This is a genomic window from Ktedonobacter robiniae (assembly GCF_016587375.1).
Classification (GTDB): Bacteria; Chloroflexota; Ktedonobacteria; order Ktedonobacterales; family Ktedonobacteraceae; genus Ktedonobacter; species Ktedonobacter robiniae.
This window is the reverse complement of sequence record NZ_BNJG01000002.1, coordinates 2081972-2098784: the sequence shown is the minus strand read 5'-3', so window position 1 is coordinate 2098784 and position 16813 is coordinate 2081972. Positions and strand designations below refer to the sequence as shown.

Genomic DNA, 16813 nt, shown 5'->3' with positions numbered 1-16813 from the left:
TCCTCATAGATTGATCCGCTGAATATTCCGTGCAGCCAGGCCGGCTCTCCCCTCGACAATTTCGAATTGCACTGGAACGCCGGCTCTGATCGTGCGGTAGCCTTGTCCAGGAAGCGCCGTGAAGTGGAAGAAGATCTCCTCGCCTGCTTCTTCTCTCACGATGATACCGATCCCCGCGTTGGGGTCAAACCAGCGGACGACTCCTTGGGCTATCGGCAAGCCGTTCTCCCCCAATGCAGGACTTCCCTTGAGCCACTCCTGCTGGGGAATGCGAATCCGCCGCACCTCTGGCGTGTCATACGCCTCATAGCGATAATCGGAACGGGTTTCCATGATCGCACGCAGATCCCGTCGCAGCTCTTCAGTCGTGGGGCGGCCCACGAAGTACCAGCCATTATAGATGGCGTGGATGCGCAAGTCTGGCCGCAGCACAAACGTGTACGGCTGCGCACGATAGGCATACTCGCCTTCCGTCTCGTCGAGAATGTTGATCTGTTTGATGACGACCCGCTGTTCATCCGACAAGAACGTCCACTGCGCCCCCAGGCCCGCTCGGAACGCGGCCTGCACGAGCGGAGGATCCGCGCTTACCGCCACGAGCTTGCCATAATTCACCGCCAGTTCGCGTTGGAACTCCACGAGTTGCCGCATCTGCTGCTGGTCACGCGGGCAGAAGAACCCACGAAAGAAGACAAGGATCAGCGGATACCCGTCCTGGAACCCCAGGTGGGTGTCGAGGAGACTGGGCTTGGTGAAGTGGGAGAGTCGCATGGGCTCGTTCTGGTGATTCGGCAGTTCAAAATCGGGGAACTGGTTATCGAGCCGAAGATTGGTGGTCATAGCAGTCTACTCCTTTCCCCTCAATACCTGAGCGGTTGGGATGATTTCGTCATCCTCTCGTAAAGCTTCTCTATCATCCTATCTGGTCTTGCGGACGTATGCAAGGTGACAGGGCGCTTGAACCTGTAGCGATCTGAAAAGACTGCGTGTTTTTCTGACACACGCATTGCGTCAAAATGATTCTGCTCAGGATCTACTCAGAAAGGGAAAAACCTGAGCAAATCCTCTCTGAGCCTCGGCTTCTCCGATCGCCTCAGGTGTCTTCGCTTTTCTAGACCATTGGGATACCATAGAGACTCACATGCAAAAACCTTTAGCGCATTACTTAACGAGAGATTTTACTCTTCAGTAAAATCTCTCGTTAAGTAATGCATATCAGACAGATCCTCACTCTGGTGAACATCCTGTGCATCTAGAAGTAGATGGCTCAAACAGGATGCCTACTTCTAGATGCGCAGGAGTAAGTTGTGGCGCGGAACCCTGTTATAGAGGATAAAAAGAGCGCTTTGCTGAAGTAGAGTTTCGCCAGGTACCAGATGTTCTTTTTTTGCGCGGCAGCCTGTTCGTCAGTGGTGGCATCATCCGATGGCTTGCTGAAGTAGTAATAGGGCCGCTCTAAGAGTCCGATCACCGTAAAATCACGCCGATCCTCGTCCGTGCTCTCTGGCGTGGGAAGGTACTGCAGATTGATGCCATTGCCTGCTGAGAGATACTGGGTGACCAGAATCACTGACCGCCCTTCCCAAGAACAGGCGGTCAAAGGCGGATTGGGCCGCCTCGCTATGGCGGACCGCTTTGGCAAGTTCCGCATTGTAAAAGACGATGATCGAGTGTTCGTTCTGCATCTCCAGGTCATACACCTCAAACCAGCGGTGATCATCGCGTTTTTTGACTGTAAAGAGCTGATGGTCCGGCCCGGGATAGCGATCAAAAATGAATTTCATCTGGCGAAACGTGTTGAAGAAGAGCAACGCGTGGGCGGGTGCCGTGGGTTGTTGTTGTTGTTTACGTTGTGCTTGTATCGTGAGCAGGGCAGAGAAAAACAGACGTACACGTTCCTTGATCGGTTCGCTTGCCGTCACCTCCGCAAAGTCTTCGTCGGTTGAGACTGCCTGCAGCAGCTGATCCAGTTGTGCCTGGTAGGGGTCGGACAGGTCCAGGCTCTGCACCACGTTGAGGTGTACCTGGTTCGCACGTATTTTTGCCTTCTCCTGGTTGAGGGCGTGGACAATGGCCTTCTCCTCCTCGTCCACCTCCAATAAAATGCGCTTCTCCCGTAACCAGTCCAGGTCAAAGTTATGCACCTGGCGCACAATGTCGACGGTTGCCGAGAGACCAAAGACCAGATGCTGTTTTGCCAGCATGTACAGGATAGCTTCAGGCGTCAGGTACATCCCGTAATGGCGTACCTCGACCTCTTCGCGATCGGTCACCTGCTGGAGGTCCTTGATATCATAGAGGCTATAGCCACCTTCGAGGAACGAGGCACGCGTCGTCAGCGGCGTTTCGTTCAATCGCGCATAGTTTGACAGTCGCGCCATTTGCTCCGGGAAGTCTGTTCCCCGAAAACACTGACGCACAATTTCCGGTGAATGATGGGATCCTCTCGTTCCAGTTCTTTGAACAAATTGAGGGCCAACTGGCAGGCACGGCTGACTGTGCCAAAGAAGCGCAGGGCAGAATACGGCGTTCCCCGCTCAGGGTCTGGCGAGGCGACCAGGTGCAACATCGAACCAACAAATACCTCAATAATCGCCTGGAGCAAGACCATCGGAGAGTCAAGCAACGGTATTATCCCATGCATGGTTTTGGAAGTTTCAACTCAGCCGCCCGTTTCTGTTCTGCTTTCGATGAATTACGAAATTATCTTCGTCCGCGCTCCGCTGTAGGAGAGTCAGCCACACTCTCAGAGCAGCGGCGAGCTTTCCTTCAACGACTTGCTGCCTTGAAAGCTTTGATACAAGCAGCTTAGTAGCGAGAGACGAGCTGTAGTAAGTTCTCAGGGACCCTGATGAGTTTCTACGCTCTCAGTTCTGACAGAACCCCTTGATGGGCGGACGGGAAGACAACGCGAAGCGCTTCGCGTTGTCTTCCCGTCCGCCCATACTCAAGAGCCGTTGTCATGAGGAGCGGCCCTCAGCCTTACATCAGTCGTTGAAGTAGTGCCTTTCGATGTCCGGGATCAGTGCGGGATGCCCAGGCCGCCATCCCAGGAGTTCCTGGGTTTGTGCACTCGACCTCGGTCTGTCGAGCGCCGCCACGGCGCCGAGAAAAGGGCCGAAGTGGGCGTCTGCCTCTTCACGGGAAATGCTGACCACTGGCAGGTTCAGGTGGCGACCGATAACGTCGGCGATGTCACGGAATGGCACACCTTCATCGCCGACCCCGTCAAGCCGTGACCCCGCCGGGGCGACTTCCAGTGCCAGGCGGAACAGGCGCGCTGCATCAAGGCGATGGACGGCCGGCCAGCGGTTGGACCCATCGCCGATATAGGCAGAGATACCTTTCGTGCGAGCGATGGTGATCAGTCTCGGTACGAAGCCATGCTTGTCGCCCTCGCCGTGCACGGATGGGGAGAGATTGACGACCGACGATCGCACTCCAGCCAGTGCAAGCGCCGCGTTCTCCGATGCCTCCCCGTTTAAGTGACCGGTGATCACGAACGGCTTGCCGGAGCCCTCGAGCGCCGCCCCCATCGTCTCGACAGCACGCAGATCCGTTTGCACGGCGGCCGCATGGTCCGAGATGTCGTGCTGAAATGCCAGGTGAATGACACCTTCGGCAGCGGCGGCACCGCTTTGAAGGCTGTCGAGGTCGTCAAGGGCACCGCGGTGCACCTCGGCCCCGGCTTCCTTGAGTACCGCGGCCCCCGTGTCTGAGCGGGTAAGGGCAACGACCGTATGACCGGCACCAATGAGTTCGCGGACGACGGCGGAACCGATGTAGCCTGGTGCTCCTGTAACGAAAACACGCATAAGAAAGTCCTCCTTTTACTGGTAAGATCAAGCGTGAGTGTGATAAAATGAGGCCATCTCCATCTATTAACGGAGGGATCCTCATATTACTTCTCTATAGTAACGGAGGGACCCTCATTTTGTCAAGGACCAATAGCTCTAGGAGAAAGGAGGAGCATGAAATGCACGAGCCAACACCAGCCAACCGCCCAATGCGAGCTGATGCCCAGCGCAACTACACCAGCCTGTTGAACACGGCGCGAGTTGCGGTCTCCGAGCGCGGCGCTGACATCGTCCTGGAGGACATTGCCAGGTCAGCCGGGGTCGCAATCGGAACGCTGTACCGCCACTTCCCCACGCGTCAGGATCTCCTTGAAGCCGTGTTCCTGGATGAGACCAATGAATTGAGGGCGCACGCTGAAGAACTCGCAAGCGCTCCGGTTCCTTTCGACGCCTTGATTAGCTGGCTTCGTCTCCAGATGGACTTCGCGACTCGAGGGCGGAGCATGGGAGCAGCCATTATGTCTGCCAAGCACATTCCGGGAACGAGAATCTATGATGCGAACAAAGCTATGCACGAGGCGGGAGAAGTCCTCTTGCTCCGCGCCCAGGCCGCAGAACAAATCCGAACGGATGTCCATATTCTCGACGTGATACGACTCGTCTACGGAATCGCCCTGGTGAATGAACATGCGTCCGATTCTGATGGGGCCAACCGCATGCTCGATCTCGTCATCGCCGGAATCAGAACAAAGCCGAGTCGGGACTGAAAGATGGTGTGTCACCTCTCGGCTAGGAGTCGATCCTCTTGACGACGGCGTGCACCAGTTGAGCATGCATACCGGCTTCGCTGGGAAGTCGAAAGGCAATCTTGGGGAGAGCCAACATGGTAACATTCTCTCAACAGGCATGGAGGCCCAGTACCAGCGAAGCTGACACAGACCGCAAAGGAGATGGGAATAGTTGGGAAACGTCCAACACCTGTTGTAACCACAAGATGTACCCTGCGCTGCCTCACCCATTTCCCAAAATGGTGCGAAACAATTCGTCTCTGGGCTACTTCTCTCGATTCTCCAGAGTCAATTTCCATGTTTCGCGCTGATTTTGTCCGTTTCGCCTCAAAAGTGGGTCTTGCTCACTTTTGAGGCTCTTACACACTCTCGTGAAGGCTCGTCGATAAGATTTACCTGAGTTTAGTCAGCCATGCATGACCAGGATGGACGAGAGCAAGGCACTGAGCCAACCATTGGCGACTCTTCCCATCAAGGGCGGGGAGTATCCTGGCGAAGTCCGCCTCGTCTTTCGGGCGGAGCGCTTTAGCCTTGTATAAGAGTTGTATTTCTGGTGCGAGATACGGGATACCATCGTTCGTTCGGTGCCCCACAATAGCCAGCGGGCGACGAATACGTGGATCGCGCCGGAAGAGCCATTGGTCATCACTGGTATCGACAACCATGAGTTGGAGCGCCCAGGGATCGGTCTTGCTCGGACGACACCAGACATCATGAACGCTCAGGCTCAGGAGCGAGCCTGCTTCCCATTCACGGAAAGGCCACTCTGCTGAAAGCGCTCCAGGGTGCGCTCCTTGGACATCCCACGCACGAAAAACGGTACAAACTTCCTGTTGATCACTCCGGAGGATCTGTACGTCAATATCCTCATGCTCTCGTGTTTGAACTCCGAGGAAGAGATCGAGTGCCCATCCGCCAGCGATCCACCAGGGAACCGTGAGCGTGGAAAAGAACCTGGCAACCAGAGAGGTTGCCAGGGCTGCCATGGTCCAAATTGGTTCGTCTCGTTTGTCATATCGTGCCTTTCAAGCAGTGCTTACATCTTTCTCTCTCATACAGAGAGTAGCATCATTTCACGTTTCTTGTCGAACAAGCGCTCCATTTTTCTTCCGAATTCACCTTTCATTTGCACCCGGTCATAGGGCGTGAAGAACTCTCTGGCGTAGCAGCGCAAATCCAGCTCGTCCATATCCCATCCTTTTCATCGGCTTGAGCTTGTTTATATAACCCTCAACCAATCCGTTTAAACAAACTGCCAACTACACCACGAATGGTGAGCACTATGTGGTTTGCCAGTAGTGTTGTCCTTTTTTTTCTTTGGAGAGAACAACGTTGAATCAGCCGCTCAAGGGAGGCGATGGTTGTTTCTGTTGAGAAAGAACGAACAGACGTTGACAGGAGGTAGGCCAAGGAGCTGGGAAAACTCTTGCAAAGGATGAGAGAATGACATATACTCAAGCCATTCCCCTGCATTCTCCTCAAAAGCCTCCTCACTCCTCCTAGCAACGCCCAGCTGTCTAATAACATCGAGAGGAAAAACGTCGTCCATTCCAGCCCTGTTCAAGCAATAGGAGGTCCGCAGGCGTCTCTCGTCAGTACCTCGATCAGACAACCATCTATCCCAAGACATTTCACTCCCAAGGCCAAGACGTGCCAAGGCATCCGTTCGGTAACCATGAATCAGAATATCAGCCTCACCCAGCAGTTTTTTCAACGTAGCCATTCCATCAGCACTCTTTAAATCAAGCCGCGCGCAACGCTTTCCTAAGACAGCCTCCGGGACAGTTCCTGGCTCCTCCCATTCGAGAGGATCAAGACGCAACACTTGCGCTCCATACCCAGCCAGAAAACGTGTTGCCACTGGACCAGCGAGAATTCTGGTTAAATCAAGCACCTTACGCCGTCTAAAGGCCGTTTAGCCGAAATAAGCCAATTCGGCACCTGGCCGAAATTCGTAGGAGAAACGTGCAGAAGAGGCTCAGTGGCTACCGCTCGCCCCTGTTCATGGATGTTCCAATCTTCCACTGATCTCATCACAGCCGCACACCCTTTTGCAGAAACGATAGCCTCCTCAAGTTCGGTTGCCTGCCAAGTGGCAACAGCCTTTGTGACGGCTTCCCTCTCTTCCGAACAACCAAGCACGTGAAAGGCAGCACGACGATGGTGTGGTGCGTTGGTATGTAACCGTATCCAGTTGTCACTCGCCTTATAATTCCCTGCCATCGCATCCCATTCCGGTGGCAACTGCCAGCCTATTGGACGCAAGGAGTGAGAAAACCACATGGATGTAAGGCGTCGATCCACCTGGACGAGCGGTTTTGTGCCACGACGCAAAGCAACAAATTCAGCAACCGCCATGCCTGCCGATGCAATGGATGCCATTGCCAAGTCGGTCACAGCATAGACAGATGGCAGAGTACCAACGCCAGATACCTCTGGCCTATCCATGGCGGTAAACGATCCACCCAGTGCTTGCTGGATTTCTGTTAGGATGGCCTTATACAGTGGATCGGTTTCCTGTTGAAATTTATTCATCCCTTTACCTTTGTCCACTATCCACATGTTGCGTACGATTTTAAGCCAAGTGCACTCCATAGCACAATGAAAAATAGGGGTTTGTGTTTTGGCACTGGGCGTATGTGAGCAAGGCAACGTATTGCAGCAACAACGCATCAGAGACGTTATGCCAGCGATGTTCCAGGGAAATGTCCTTGGAAAGCCTTGCCAGGCATCTCAGACGCTTTTGTCCGTGTATCCTCCTGATTCCCCTTTAAAGGCGGAGGAAAAATATGATGGATAATCGAAATTTTAATCAAAAAAGCAAAACCTTGATTGTTATCTGCACGGGTGCCCGTGCAGATAACAATCAAGGTTTTTGTGCTGTTAGTGGTTCCTCCCCGAGACAAGAGATACTCGCCCTTCTCCCCTTCACTTCAGATACTCTTCCAAATCGGGTCAATCCCAGCCTGCCCGCCAGGATAATGTTGGGATTAACACTCCACCTCAACCCAGGATTTTCCTTCGATCAGTGGGCACAATTCCCGTGCTTCCAAAGTCCGCGTCGAGCACAATACGGTAATGCGCTTTGCCTGATTCCAGGCGGGCAAAAGCCTCATTCACATCACTCATCTTAAAATGCTCAACTAGTGGTACGATGTGGTGACGCGCAGCAAAGTTCAACATATCCGCAATAGCGACCGGTGAGCCAGTGGGAGATCCTGAAACGCTCCGCTGACCATTTATCAGGTCGAAGGCTGCAACTGGAATTGCTTCCAGCACGGCACCAACAATGTGTAACTGTCCCTGAGGCGCAAGCGTGGCGATCAAAGCCGACCAATCGAGCGGGACATTCACTGCGACGATCACGTGGTCGAGAGCACCAGCCAGGGCACGAATCTCTTCCGAGTTCCGGCTAGAGAGGACCCGGTGAGCACCAAAGGATCTTGCTTCTTCATATTTAGACTCACTAGAGGTCAAAGCGGTCACTTCACAGCCCCAGGCAGTTGCAAACTTCAGGGCCAGATGACCGAGTCCGCCAATGCCGACGACCCCAACGCGCTGAGTGGGTTTGATATCATGGGTGAGGAAAGGTGAGAGGACCGTGATACCACCGCACAGGAGAGGACCTGCTGCGCTTGTATCTAATGCATCAGGTAATGGAATGGCCCAGGTCCACTGAGCGTGTACCCGTTCAGCAAAGCCGCCGTAGTGGCCAACGATCGTAGGGACAACCTGGCTGCAGAGATGGTGATTGCCTGAAAGACACTCGTGACAGTGCAAACAACTCTGGGCAGACCACCCAAGTCCAACATGCTGGCCAATGGTCAGCCCTTTGGCATGCTCCCCTAAGGCGACCACGCGACCGATGACTTCGTGACCAGGAATGCAGGGATAGGTTGATATGCCCCAATCATTGTTGCGGATGGAAAGATCAGAATGGCAGAGTCCACAGGATTCTACCGCAATTTCAACTTCCTCTGGACCAAGCGTTCCGGCCTCGTATTCATAGGGGACAAGGGGTTGTCCGGGACCATGAGCAGCCCACGCATGGATTTTGGACATCGTGTTCTCCTTGGGATATGTCCTTTTTGTATTCAGATGCGTTTGTTCTTGTTCTTGTTCTGATTGGCTGAGTTTCATGGCGTCTTCCTACAATTTGTATACGCACATAAACAAACACGAGCGGTTATCTCTTGCCGGTATTGTCAACTTGCTTGTAGGAATGCAGTGTATTGTTGAGCTATAAAGAAGAAAAATACAGCAAGGCAGTGAAATTGGGGGAGATAGATCGTTATGCAGCCTGCTTGACTCCAGCCACCTCATTCCATTGCTGGAAGCGGTCCTGGAAAATGGTACGATATTCTCCAGCACGCAAATGGTGCCGTCGCGGTTGAAAATGCCCAGCAATGGGGCCAAAGGTGGAGAGAAAGCGTTGGGCCTGTGCGGGTTGATTTGAAGCGCCGCATTTTCCTTTCACGCAGTCGGGTGGGTTGGTGTGAGTTTTCTGCTCGATTGTTCAAGCGTTTGTGCTGACGATGCTCCACACCAGGCAGGATCTCGCGTTTCGCCGCACCATAACTTCTGAGCGTATCAGTGATGATGACACGAGGGACGTATTGGAGTCCTTTCAGCAGTTTACGAAGAAGCGTTTCGCCGCTTTTTTGTTGCGTCGGCTTTGCACAAGGATATCGAGCACATTGCCGTCCTGATCCACTGCTCGCCAGAGGGAGTGCTTCTTGCCACGAATGGTGAGAACCATTTCATCCATATGCCACTTGTCGCCACAACGAGGACGACGACGACGCAACTCGTTGGCATACATTTGCCCAAATGTGAGGCGCCATTGTCACACGGTTTCGTAGGTGACGACGATCCCACATTGCGCGTCGTCCGCTCTTCCACATCACGAAAGCTGAGCGAAAAGCGAAAAGAGAGCCAGATGCCGTGACTGATAATTTCAGGTGAAAAGCGAAAACCTTTGTAAAGGGGAGCAGATGGAGCAGGTGTTGATGTATTATGAAATTCAGAAGGCTTCTTCCCATGTGATTGGGGGTCGTAACACACGCATTTCCACGTTACTTGGAGCCATTGCAACTAATTCGGCTCCCCATCGCTCATTCCAGTATTTCATCATCGCAACATGGACCTCATTTGGTGGGTCCCATTCGTTGCTTTGAACAAGGAGATAGGCCGGTGCTTTCCAGAAATGAACTGTTGGAACGAGAGCAATGGGAACCAATGAAGGTAATGTATTGGCAAACCAACGATGGTGGAGATAAAAATCGAAAGGAGCTGGTGGAGCGTCAGGATGCCTTCTCATGCTCTCTTCATCTATTCTGAAAATCCCCTCCTGCTCCAGCCATTGCTGGATATCAATGCGCAGTCCTTTCTCAAGGATATCTTCAACGGAATCCTCTTTCCAAGGAGGTTGTTTAAAACAGTCCCAGCCAATGACTGGCCAATATCCAGTTTCGGAAACGAGACTGCGTAATATTTCCCACTGCACGAGGGCCTGAGCAGCTGGGACCTTCAGAAGATAGGTGGGATGCTCTTTCCCTCCACGCTGATACTCAGGGAGGCTTAATGAGGATACATCAACATGGTGACATAGCCAATTATCGCAATTCTGTTTTGGCTAATATAAAAGGGAGCCAAGATCTCCCTCTTTGACAATCAGATTTGGGGGCCGGTCCCAAAGTGTTGCCAATCAAATTTGGGGGCCATTGGTACATTTGACAAGCAAAAAGGGAGCCACTTCCCGTTGTTTTCTGCTATCGTTAGGGCAAGCACCACAAGCACCTTAGCGATAGGAGAATTGGAGATGATCACCGTGCAAGAACGAGAAGCCATTCGCCGAGCCTACTACCTCGACCGCAAAAGCAAGAGGCAGATTGCTCGCGAACAGGGGCACTCCCGCAAAACCATTGACAAGGCGGTCGCCAATGTCCCGCCCCGGCCCTACCAGCTCACCCAACCGAAAGCAGCGCCCGTCTTCGGTCCTTCCAGGCGCGAGCCGACGCGTTGCTTGCTGAAAACGACCGTCTGCCCCGCAAGCAGCAGTACACAGCGCACAAGATCTTTGAAATCCTCCAGATAGAGGGCTACCAGGGCAGTGAGTCACGGGTGCGATTACACTTCACCCAATGGAACAAGAACCACCGAGCCCCCGCACTCTTTCTGCCTCTGGAGTTTGAACCCGGTAAAGATGCTCAGGCCGATTGGGGGGAGGCCATCGCCATCATCGCTGGGGTCAGGCAAACGATGCAGATCTTTGTGATGTGGCTCTCTCACAGCAGGCGGCGCTTTGTCATGGCATTTCCCAGTCAGAAGCAAGAGAGCTTCTTTTACGGACATGTCTGTGCCTTCGAGCAATTTGGAGGCGTACCCTGGCGCATCAGCTACGATAATCTCTCGACAGCCGTGGGTCTGATGGCAGAAGGAAAAGGGCGCAGGGAGAACCAGACGTTCGTCTCCTTTCGCTCTTACTACTTGTTCGAGAGCCATTTCTGCCAGCCTGCTGCAGGATGGGAGAAAGGAGGGGTCGAGGCATCAGTTGAGTTTAGTCGTCGCAACTTCATGGTCCCCATTCCAGATGTCGCCTCGTTTGAGGACCTCAACTTACATTTGCTCAAAGCTTGTCTCAAGGATGATCAACGTTGGGTCAGTCGTCAGGGCGAGACCATTGGGCAGATGTGGGAGCACGAACGACCGCATCAGCGCAGCCTTCCACCCTTTGCTTACGATTGTTGCGCAACGGCGTGTGCTCGACTCAACGGCTACAGTATGCGTCATGGTCTTCACTCCGGGTAATACGATTTGGATTGGATTCGGCGACAATGCTGTCAGTATAGACGATTCTTGATGCCCCGACAAGGGAACGCACCAGAGGAGCGGTTTAAGTTCATTCAGCACGAGAAATGCGGATGAGCCTCAAATTTAGACAGCCATTTTGTCCCAAAGATCTCCTAAGAGATAAGCTTAGCATTCACTCAGGTCGGGCATGAGCCTAATGTAAATTTTGAAGCTCCGTGGGTTTCCCGCCGATTTGGTGAATCGGCGGGAAACCCACGGAGCTTCAAAATTTACACCATCTGCGCTCGATCATCGATATCTTGTAAAATTGGGGTAGCGCAACGTAAGGTGTCACCAGCCACGAAGTAGCATCAGAAAAGAGCAGAGTGCCAACATGTCAGATGGCGTAAGGGGAATGAAACAAATCTGCATACAAAGAAAACCCAAAGAATGTATGCGGTGAGAGGATGATCCGCATACATTTTCAAGAAACGTTAGAGAATAACCAATCTATATACAAAAAAAATCTAAAGGTGTATGCGGTAAGAGGATGATCCGCATACATTTTCAAGAAACGTTAGAGAATGACCAATCCTCTTACACCACGTGCCATTTTTCGCTGGCGATGGTCGTCGACAACTCTTTTATTGACACTAATCTCTAAGCCGTGAACTGCAAGAGATTGCGAGACGCCTTTCGCCTTCTTTGGTATGTATCCGTGTGCCTCGCACCAATGTGCATAGGAGATCATGACGTCGCTGTTGGCTACCCATGCCCCTTCCACTCTTTGACAGCATGCTGCTAGCCACCATCCAACCGTGTCTTGTCCTGGTCGCTGTGTCTGTGGAAGATGGTGGACCGCTTGAGGAGGATGAGGCCCCTGCCCAACGCGCAGATACCACTGCTCCAGAAGCTGCTCCACTTTACGAGGCGTGTTGGCTTCCTCCAACGGGGTATACACGGTGACTTTGAGATCTGGCGTATCAAAGACCTGAAAGGTGAGACGTTCAAACACGAGATACCCCACCTGCGGATGGTTGAGCGTTTTCCATCCTTCTTGCCCACCACGCACTTCATGATCGGGCCACCAGGCCCGAAATTCAGGACTAGCGAGCATGAGATCATGGATCAATTCGGCCAGTTGGGCATCTCCAGGATAACGACCACACATGCTGCGGAATTGTGCTAAGAGCTGTCGCGCATCTTCTTCCCAATCAACGACGAATTGCCGAGACGAGGGATCGGTGAAGATGCGCCAGATCGTATTGCGTTCGCGGGTGGTCATCCGGCGGTAATCGCCAAAGACCGCGCATCCGGCATCGTTCCAGGCCAGGATATCCCATCGTCTTCCTGACACAAAGGCTGGACGAGTGCCAAATTGATCAAGGAAATGTTGTAACGCTGGACTCACGATCTCGGTTTCCCGCAAAAGCGCCGGCGGTGGTTGTTGCTGGGCTAAGAGGAAGAGATGGGTTCTTTCATTCGCATCCAGGCGCAACGTTTGCACCAGATGCTCTAAGACCTGCTTTGAAGGCGTAATAGAACGTCCCTGCTCTAACCAGGTGTACCAATCCACACTCACACCCACCAGCTGTGCCACTTCCGCTCGTCTGAGCCCGGGCGTTTTGCGCCTGCTTCCTCGCGGCAGTCCCACCTCTTCAGGCGTCAGCCTTGCCCTGCGCGTCCGCAGAAAATCTCCAAGCTCCTGTAAACGATAGTCTTGCTGGCGCCGCTGACTGACCATGTTGACCTCATTCATCCCGGTAGTCTCCAAAGAGCAACGTTTGAACCAGAGGAGTGGAATTCCTATGATCATTGCTCATCTTGTTCTAGGATCTCCTTCAGTATACCATAGAGACGCGGGCGAAGTGCCTACAACAAGTCAAGTAATATGCACTGGCCCAAAACAATCTCATCCGGAGTACAAAAAATGCTAACAGAAAACCAAGTTACGTCAAACGCTAAGATCGCGATCGTCACCGGCGGTAGCCGCGGCATTGGCCGCAGTACCGTTGAGAGCCTTGCAAGACGCGGCGTCAATATAATCTTCACCTATCACAGCCATGTCGCGGACGCGGAGGCAGTCGTTGCTGCGGTGAAGGATGCAGGGGCGGAAGCCCTTGCGTTGCCACTGGATGCTGGCAACATCGCTTCGTTCGATACCTTTGTCGAGAGCGTGAAAGATGCTCTCGCTCAGCTTAGAGCCGAGCGTTTCGACTTTCTGGTCAACAACGCTGGAAACAATCACCGCAACATGCCGTTGGAGACGACTACCGAGGAAGAACTGGACAGCATCTACAGTGTCCATTTCAAAGGCGTCTTCTTCCTGACACAGAAGCTTCTTCCTCTCATCAACGACTGGGGACGTATCGTCAACGTATCCACGGCCCGGACTCGCGTAAGCGGGCCCAGAGGCGCCGCCTATGCGTCGATGAAGGGAGCTCTTGAGGTGCTGTCCAGGCATATGGCGTCAGAGCTGGCACCTCGCAGGATTGCCGTCAATGTTGTTGCGCCGGGTGCCGTTGCTACCGATTTCAGCGGAGGCATCGTCCGCGACAATCCTGCCGTGAACAAAATGGTGGCCGAAGCGACGGCACTGGGCCGGGCAGGTGTTCCCGACGACATCGGTCCAATGATTGCCTCGCTGCTCTCCGAAGAAAACCGTTGGGTCAATGCGCAGCGCATTGAGGTTGCGGGAGGCGTGGTAATTTAGCCATCCGTATGAAACCTCGCCACGACTTATTGGACAGAGACCTGTTGGATCTGTTAGATTAAAACAGCTTTTTCAAATTGCCCAACCCGCTCTCCAGGCCGATAGGCTGATGCCCAAACCCGATTTTTGATCTAATGATCAGGACAGGTCTCTGTCCATAGGGTCATGGCGAGGTTTCTCTGCATAGACATCGGGGATCGCTTGATCCTCAGCCAACTGGTGCTTGATTGCACCAGTTACTCCTTTTTCTGGACGAGTGTACCCACTCCGATCCCTGTTCTGCCCAGCGCGTAACATTGCGTACTGGCCGCGACTTGCGCGGGGGATGTGGCACAATGACCACTGATTGCTCTTTCAGTTTGGCTTTACTCACCGAACCGCACGTTGAGCATTGCACTTCTTGGACTGTCGATTCCAGCCAACAAGCTGCCTCCAGTTTGATTGGTCCTGAGAAGGAACAATGGGTAGCTTCTCCCTCCTGTTGCGCCATTCCCACTTGATCCCGACGAGGAAATGGTTCGCCAACACGCCCCTTCGGCTTGCGTGTCTTCTGATTAGAGCAGACCTAACTTTGGGACATATCTTCGCCCAAATCTCAGATCGACTCATAACCTCGCCAATTTTAGGCGAGCAGAGAAAACCTATTGATCCTGCTGAAAAACGAGGGCAAATCGCCAATTTTAGGCAATGATTTGCGTCAAACTGGCGAAGAAATGACTCTTACGCAACCTCGCTGATCATAAATGTGATAAAATAGAAGGGTACAATCTTCCCTGCCTTCATTACCCATTTCGCTTCTTCGAGTGTCTCCCATGGTGATTTTCCCAGATCTTTCTGACGGAATGGTAGAGCAGGTTCAGGTCGCCGATGAGATCACGGTGACGCTGCGATCTGCTTCCCAAACAGCCGCTTGTCCGTGTTGCGGTATGGTGGCCAAACGGGTGCAAAGTCGTTACATCCGTCATTTACATGACCTTCCCAGCAGCGAACGAGCTGTTCATTTGCTGGTAGAAGTCCGTCGCTTCTTTTGCCCAAAAAAGACGTGTCAGCGCAAAATCTTTGCGGAGAGGTTTCCTTTCTTGGCACTTCCCCATGCCCAGCGGACGATCCGGCTGCAGCAAACACTGCAGATGCTCGGATTTGCTCTGGGAGGGCAGGCTGGCGCACGCGTCAGTAAACAGCTTCATCTCAAAGCCAGCCGCGATACAATCTTGCGTCTGGTGCGCCAAACGTGATTTGCCAGCCCCAGAGCCTCCACGAGTCGTTGGAGTGGACGAGTGGGCGTGGAAGCGCAGACTGCGTTACGGAACCCTCCTATGCGATCTCGAACGGCGGATACCTCTGGACATCCTTCCCGATCGCAGAGTAGAAACCGTTGCAGCATGGTTCAAGAGGCACCCCAGCATTGAAGTGATCAGCCGCGACCGCTCCGCTGAGTTTGCCGCAGCTGCGTCTCAAGGGGCACCTCAGGCCATACAAGTCGCCGACCGCTGGCATCTTGGCAAGAATCTGTCAGAGACGCTCACAGCGGTCCTGGCCCAGTGCCAAGCGGAGCAGAGACGAGCAAACCGAGCAAATGGGCACCAGGAGGAGCCGCTGCGAGAATCTTCCCAAGAGCGCTCGGCCTATCGATCCAGAAGAGAGGAACAAGCGCGGCTGGCTCGAAAAGCAGAGCGGGAGCAACGGTATGAACTGGTTCGCACGCTTCATCTGCAGGGTCTGAAGACGAGTGACATTGCCAAGCACGTCGGAATGGGGGAACGAACTGTTCGAGATTGGCTGGCTCACGGCAGCTATCCTGAGCCGAAACGTCGGCGACGACGACCCAGCCTGGTCGATCGCTATGAACGCGAGGTTCTCAAACGATGGGAGCAAGGAAACCACAACGGCGCGTCTTTGTATCGGGAACTGCGTGCCCAAGGCTATCGTGGCTCGCAAAAAGCTCTCTATCGCTATCTCGCGCGCTTACGCGCGCCTCGTCAAAGATCACTCATGCTGGAGAAAGAGCAGGTGCCTGCTGGACCGCTGGAGCGTTTATCAGCTGGGCGTATCACCCGGCTTTTTCTGCGGAAATCGGTGGATCTCAGTCAGGAGGAGCAGGAGGAATTATTCCAGATCAGACAAGCTAGCCCGGAGATTGAGGCTGCTTATCAGTTGGTTCAGACGTTTCTCCAGATGCTGCGGGAGCGCACCGGTCAGCACCTGGAGACATGGCTAAAAGCGGCAGAAACGAGCCACATCCCAGAATTCGAGTCATTTGCTGCCGGGGTGCGACAGGACCAGAACGCAATCCTTGCTGGTCTCACATTACCGTGGAGTAGCGGTCAGACTGAGGGGCAAATCACACGACTCAAGTTGCTCAAACGAAGCATGTATGGTCGGGCAAAGTTTGACCTGCTCCGACTTCGCGTCCTCCATCGTGCCGAAGATAACCCGAAGGTGGACAAAACCACGAGAAAAGTGCATCATCGACAACAAGATCCCGCAACCGTGCCGAGAAGCGGAGAAAAAACCGTAAACTCTCAGCATACCACCGCTGTGATCAGCGAGGTTGCGTAAGAGTCAACTTATTGTACCTCGAAGTAATACCTGGCCATATCACTGACCAATATAGTGACCGCACACACTCTTAAAGTGGCTTCTTGCCTTGATTGTTTCCTTTTATTTCCATGAGAGCCAAGACACCTATCCTGACCGCAAGTGCTGTTGCCCTTGGCAATCCG

The 16813-nt window shown here is 53.3% G+C and carries 16 protein-coding genes and 3 pseudogenes; 7 read left to right on the top strand and 12 right to left on the bottom strand.

Annotated features, from left to right (window positions below):
- Window positions 1–3: 3 nt before the first annotated feature.
- The 3 genes from JMJ04_RS30055 to JMJ04_RS30045 form a co-directional block, all read right to left on the bottom strand.
- Window positions 4–840 (bottom strand): cold shock domain-containing protein, encoded by an 837-nt coding sequence (locus JMJ04_RS30055; protein ID WP_201374051.1) that lies wholly within the window; start codon window positions 838–840, stop codon window positions 4–6.
- Between the two features lie 638 nt (window positions 841–1478).
- On the bottom strand, window positions 1479–2381 hold the full coding sequence (locus JMJ04_RS30050) for a hypothetical protein (protein ID WP_201374050.1): 903 nt from the start codon (window positions 2379–2381) through the stop codon (window positions 1479–1481).
- Window positions 2351–2626, bottom strand: coding sequence for a hypothetical protein (locus JMJ04_RS30045; protein ID WP_201374544.1), 276 nt, complete (start codon window positions 2624–2626; stop codon window positions 2351–2353). Before JMJ04_RS30045 ends, JMJ04_RS30050 begins: the two co-directional genes overlap by 31 nt.
- Between JMJ04_RS30045 and JMJ04_RS30040 the strand changes: the two are divergent.
- Window positions 2552–2812: pseudogene (locus tag JMJ04_RS30040) on the top strand (DDE-type integrase/transposase/recombinase); the annotation flags it as partial. The gene JMJ04_RS30045 and the pseudogene JMJ04_RS30040 overlap by 75 nt on opposite strands.
- 175 nt (window positions 2813–2987) lie before the next feature.
- On the opposite strand, the gene JMJ04_RS30035 reads toward JMJ04_RS30040, so the two are convergent.
- Complete coding sequence (locus JMJ04_RS30035) at window positions 2988–3815, bottom strand: SDR family oxidoreductase (protein ID WP_201374049.1); 828 nt, start codon at window positions 3813–3815, stop codon at window positions 2988–2990.
- Between the two features lie 161 nt (window positions 3816–3976).
- Here JMJ04_RS30035 and JMJ04_RS30030 point away from each other — a divergent pair, with 161 nt between their 5' ends.
- Window positions 3977–4564 carry a TetR/AcrR family transcriptional regulator gene (locus tag JMJ04_RS30030; RefSeq protein WP_201374048.1) on the top strand — a complete coding sequence of 196 codons (588 nt, stop codon included), beginning with the start codon at window positions 3977–3979 and terminating at the stop codon, window positions 4562–4564.
- 413 nt (window positions 4565–4977) lie between these two features.
- Here JMJ04_RS30030 and JMJ04_RS30025 read toward each other — a convergent pair whose 3' ends face one another.
- From JMJ04_RS30025 to JMJ04_RS29995, 7 genes and pseudogenes are all read right to left on the bottom strand, one after another.
- Window positions 4978–5571 (bottom strand): nucleotidyltransferase domain-containing protein, encoded by a 594-nt coding sequence (locus tag JMJ04_RS30025; RefSeq protein ID WP_236038513.1) that lies wholly within the window; start codon window positions 5569–5571, stop codon window positions 4978–4980.
- Between the two features lie 65 nt (window positions 5572–5636).
- Window positions 5637–5774 carry a hypothetical protein gene (locus JMJ04_RS30020; RefSeq protein ID WP_201374047.1) on the bottom strand — a complete coding sequence of 46 codons (138 nt, stop codon included), beginning with the start codon at window positions 5772–5774 and terminating at the stop codon, window positions 5637–5639.
- A 156-nt stretch (window positions 5775–5930) separates the two neighbouring features.
- Window positions 5931–6446, bottom strand: coding sequence for a CoA transferase (locus tag JMJ04_RS49015; RefSeq protein ID WP_201374046.1), 516 nt, complete (start codon window positions 6444–6446; stop codon window positions 5931–5933).
- A 20-nt stretch (window positions 6447–6466) separates the two neighbouring features.
- The gene (locus tag JMJ04_RS30010) at window positions 6467–7120 is read right to left on the bottom strand and encodes a hypothetical protein (RefSeq protein WP_201374045.1); all 654 of its coding nucleotides are present in this window, start codon (window positions 7118–7120) and stop codon (window positions 6467–6469) included.
- Between the two features lie 468 nt (window positions 7121–7588).
- On the bottom strand, window positions 7589–8647 hold the full coding sequence (gene ahr, locus JMJ04_RS30005) for an NADPH-dependent aldehyde reductase Ahr (RefSeq protein WP_201374044.1): 1059 nt from the start codon (window positions 8645–8647) through the stop codon (window positions 7589–7591).
- Between the two features lie 229 nt (window positions 8648–8876).
- Window positions 8877–9541: pseudogene (locus tag JMJ04_RS30000) on the bottom strand (IS6 family transposase).
- A 67-nt stretch (window positions 9542–9608) separates the two neighbouring features.
- A complete protein-coding gene (locus JMJ04_RS29995; RefSeq protein WP_201374043.1) occupies window positions 9609–10091 on the bottom strand; it encodes a DUF4253 domain-containing protein in 483 nt (160 codons plus the stop codon).
- Between the two features lie 315 nt (window positions 10092–10406).
- Between JMJ04_RS29995 and JMJ04_RS47085 the strand changes: the two genes are divergently transcribed.
- Both JMJ04_RS47085 and istA read left to right on the top strand, forming a co-directional pair.
- On the top strand, window positions 10407–10682 hold the full coding sequence (locus JMJ04_RS47085; RefSeq protein ID WP_236038512.1) for a hypothetical protein: 276 nt from the start codon (window positions 10407–10409) through the stop codon (window positions 10680–10682).
- Window positions 10598–11395: pseudogene (gene istA, locus JMJ04_RS29990) on the top strand (IS21 family transposase); the annotation flags it as partial. The gene JMJ04_RS47085 and the pseudogene istA, both read left to right, overlap by 85 nt.
- A gap of 559 nt (window positions 11396–11954) precedes the next feature.
- Here istA and JMJ04_RS29985 read toward each other — a convergent pair.
- Window positions 11955–13136: a helix-turn-helix transcriptional regulator gene (locus JMJ04_RS29985; RefSeq protein WP_201374042.1), complete on the bottom strand. Its 1182-nt coding sequence runs from the start codon at window positions 13134–13136 to the stop codon at window positions 11955–11957.
- A 171-nt stretch (window positions 13137–13307) separates the two neighbouring features.
- On the opposite strand from JMJ04_RS29985, the gene JMJ04_RS29980 reads away from it, so the two are divergent.
- From JMJ04_RS29980 to JMJ04_RS29970, 3 genes are all read left to right on the top strand, one after another.
- Complete coding sequence (locus JMJ04_RS29980; RefSeq protein ID WP_201374041.1) at window positions 13308–14090, top strand: SDR family NAD(P)-dependent oxidoreductase; 783 nt, start codon at window positions 13308–13310, stop codon at window positions 14088–14090.
- 812 nt (window positions 14091–14902) lie between these two features.
- Window positions 14903–15325, top strand: coding sequence for a transposase family protein (locus tag JMJ04_RS29975; protein WP_201374040.1), 423 nt, complete (start codon window positions 14903–14905; stop codon window positions 15323–15325).
- Window positions 15231–16649, top strand: coding sequence for an ISL3 family transposase (locus tag JMJ04_RS29970; RefSeq protein WP_420799517.1), 1419 nt, complete (start codon window positions 15231–15233; stop codon window positions 16647–16649). The genes JMJ04_RS29975 and JMJ04_RS29970 overlap by 95 nt, the downstream gene beginning before the upstream one ends.
- The last annotated feature ends 164 nt before the right edge of the window (window positions 16650–16813 follow it).

Coding starts and splice junctions, on each gene's coding strand:
- JMJ04_RS30055 (WP_201374051.1), bottom strand. CDS start 840: ATGACCACCAATCTTCGGCTCGATAACCAGTTCCCCGATTTTGAACTG.
- JMJ04_RS30050 (WP_201374050.1), bottom strand. CDS start 2,381: ATGGCGCGACTGTCAAACTATGCGCGATTGAACGAAACGCCGCTGACG.
- JMJ04_RS30035 (WP_201374049.1), bottom strand. CDS start 3,815: ATGCGTGTTTTCGTTACAGGAGCACCAGGCTACATCGGTTCCGCCGTC.
- JMJ04_RS30030 (WP_201374048.1), top strand. CDS start 3,977: ATGCACGAGCCAACACCAGCCAACCGCCCAATGCGAGCTGATGCCCAG.
- JMJ04_RS30025 (WP_236038513.1), bottom strand. CDS start 5,571: ATGGCAGCCCTGGCAACCTCTCTGGTTGCCAGGTTCTTTTCCACGCTC.
- JMJ04_RS30020 (WP_201374047.1), bottom strand. CDS start 5,774: ATGGACGAGCTGGATTTGCGCTGCTACGCCAGAGAGTTCTTCACGCCC.
- JMJ04_RS30010 (WP_201374045.1), bottom strand. CDS start 7,120: ATGAATAAATTTCAACAGGAAACCGATCCACTGTATAAGGCCATCCTA.
- ahr (WP_201374044.1), bottom strand. CDS start 8,647: ATGTCCAAAATCCATGCGTGGGCTGCTCATGGTCCCGGACAACCCCTT.
- JMJ04_RS47085 (WP_236038512.1), top strand. CDS start 10,407: ATGATCACCGTGCAAGAACGAGAAGCCATTCGCCGAGCCTACTACCTC.
- JMJ04_RS29985 (WP_201374042.1), bottom strand. CDS start 13,136: ATGAATGAGGTCAACATGGTCAGTCAGCGGCGCCAGCAAGACTATCGT.
- JMJ04_RS29980 (WP_201374041.1), top strand. CDS start 13,308: ATGCTAACAGAAAACCAAGTTACGTCAAACGCTAAGATCGCGATCGTC.
- JMJ04_RS29975 (WP_201374040.1), top strand. CDS start 14,903: ATGGTGATTTTCCCAGATCTTTCTGACGGAATGGTAGAGCAGGTTCAG.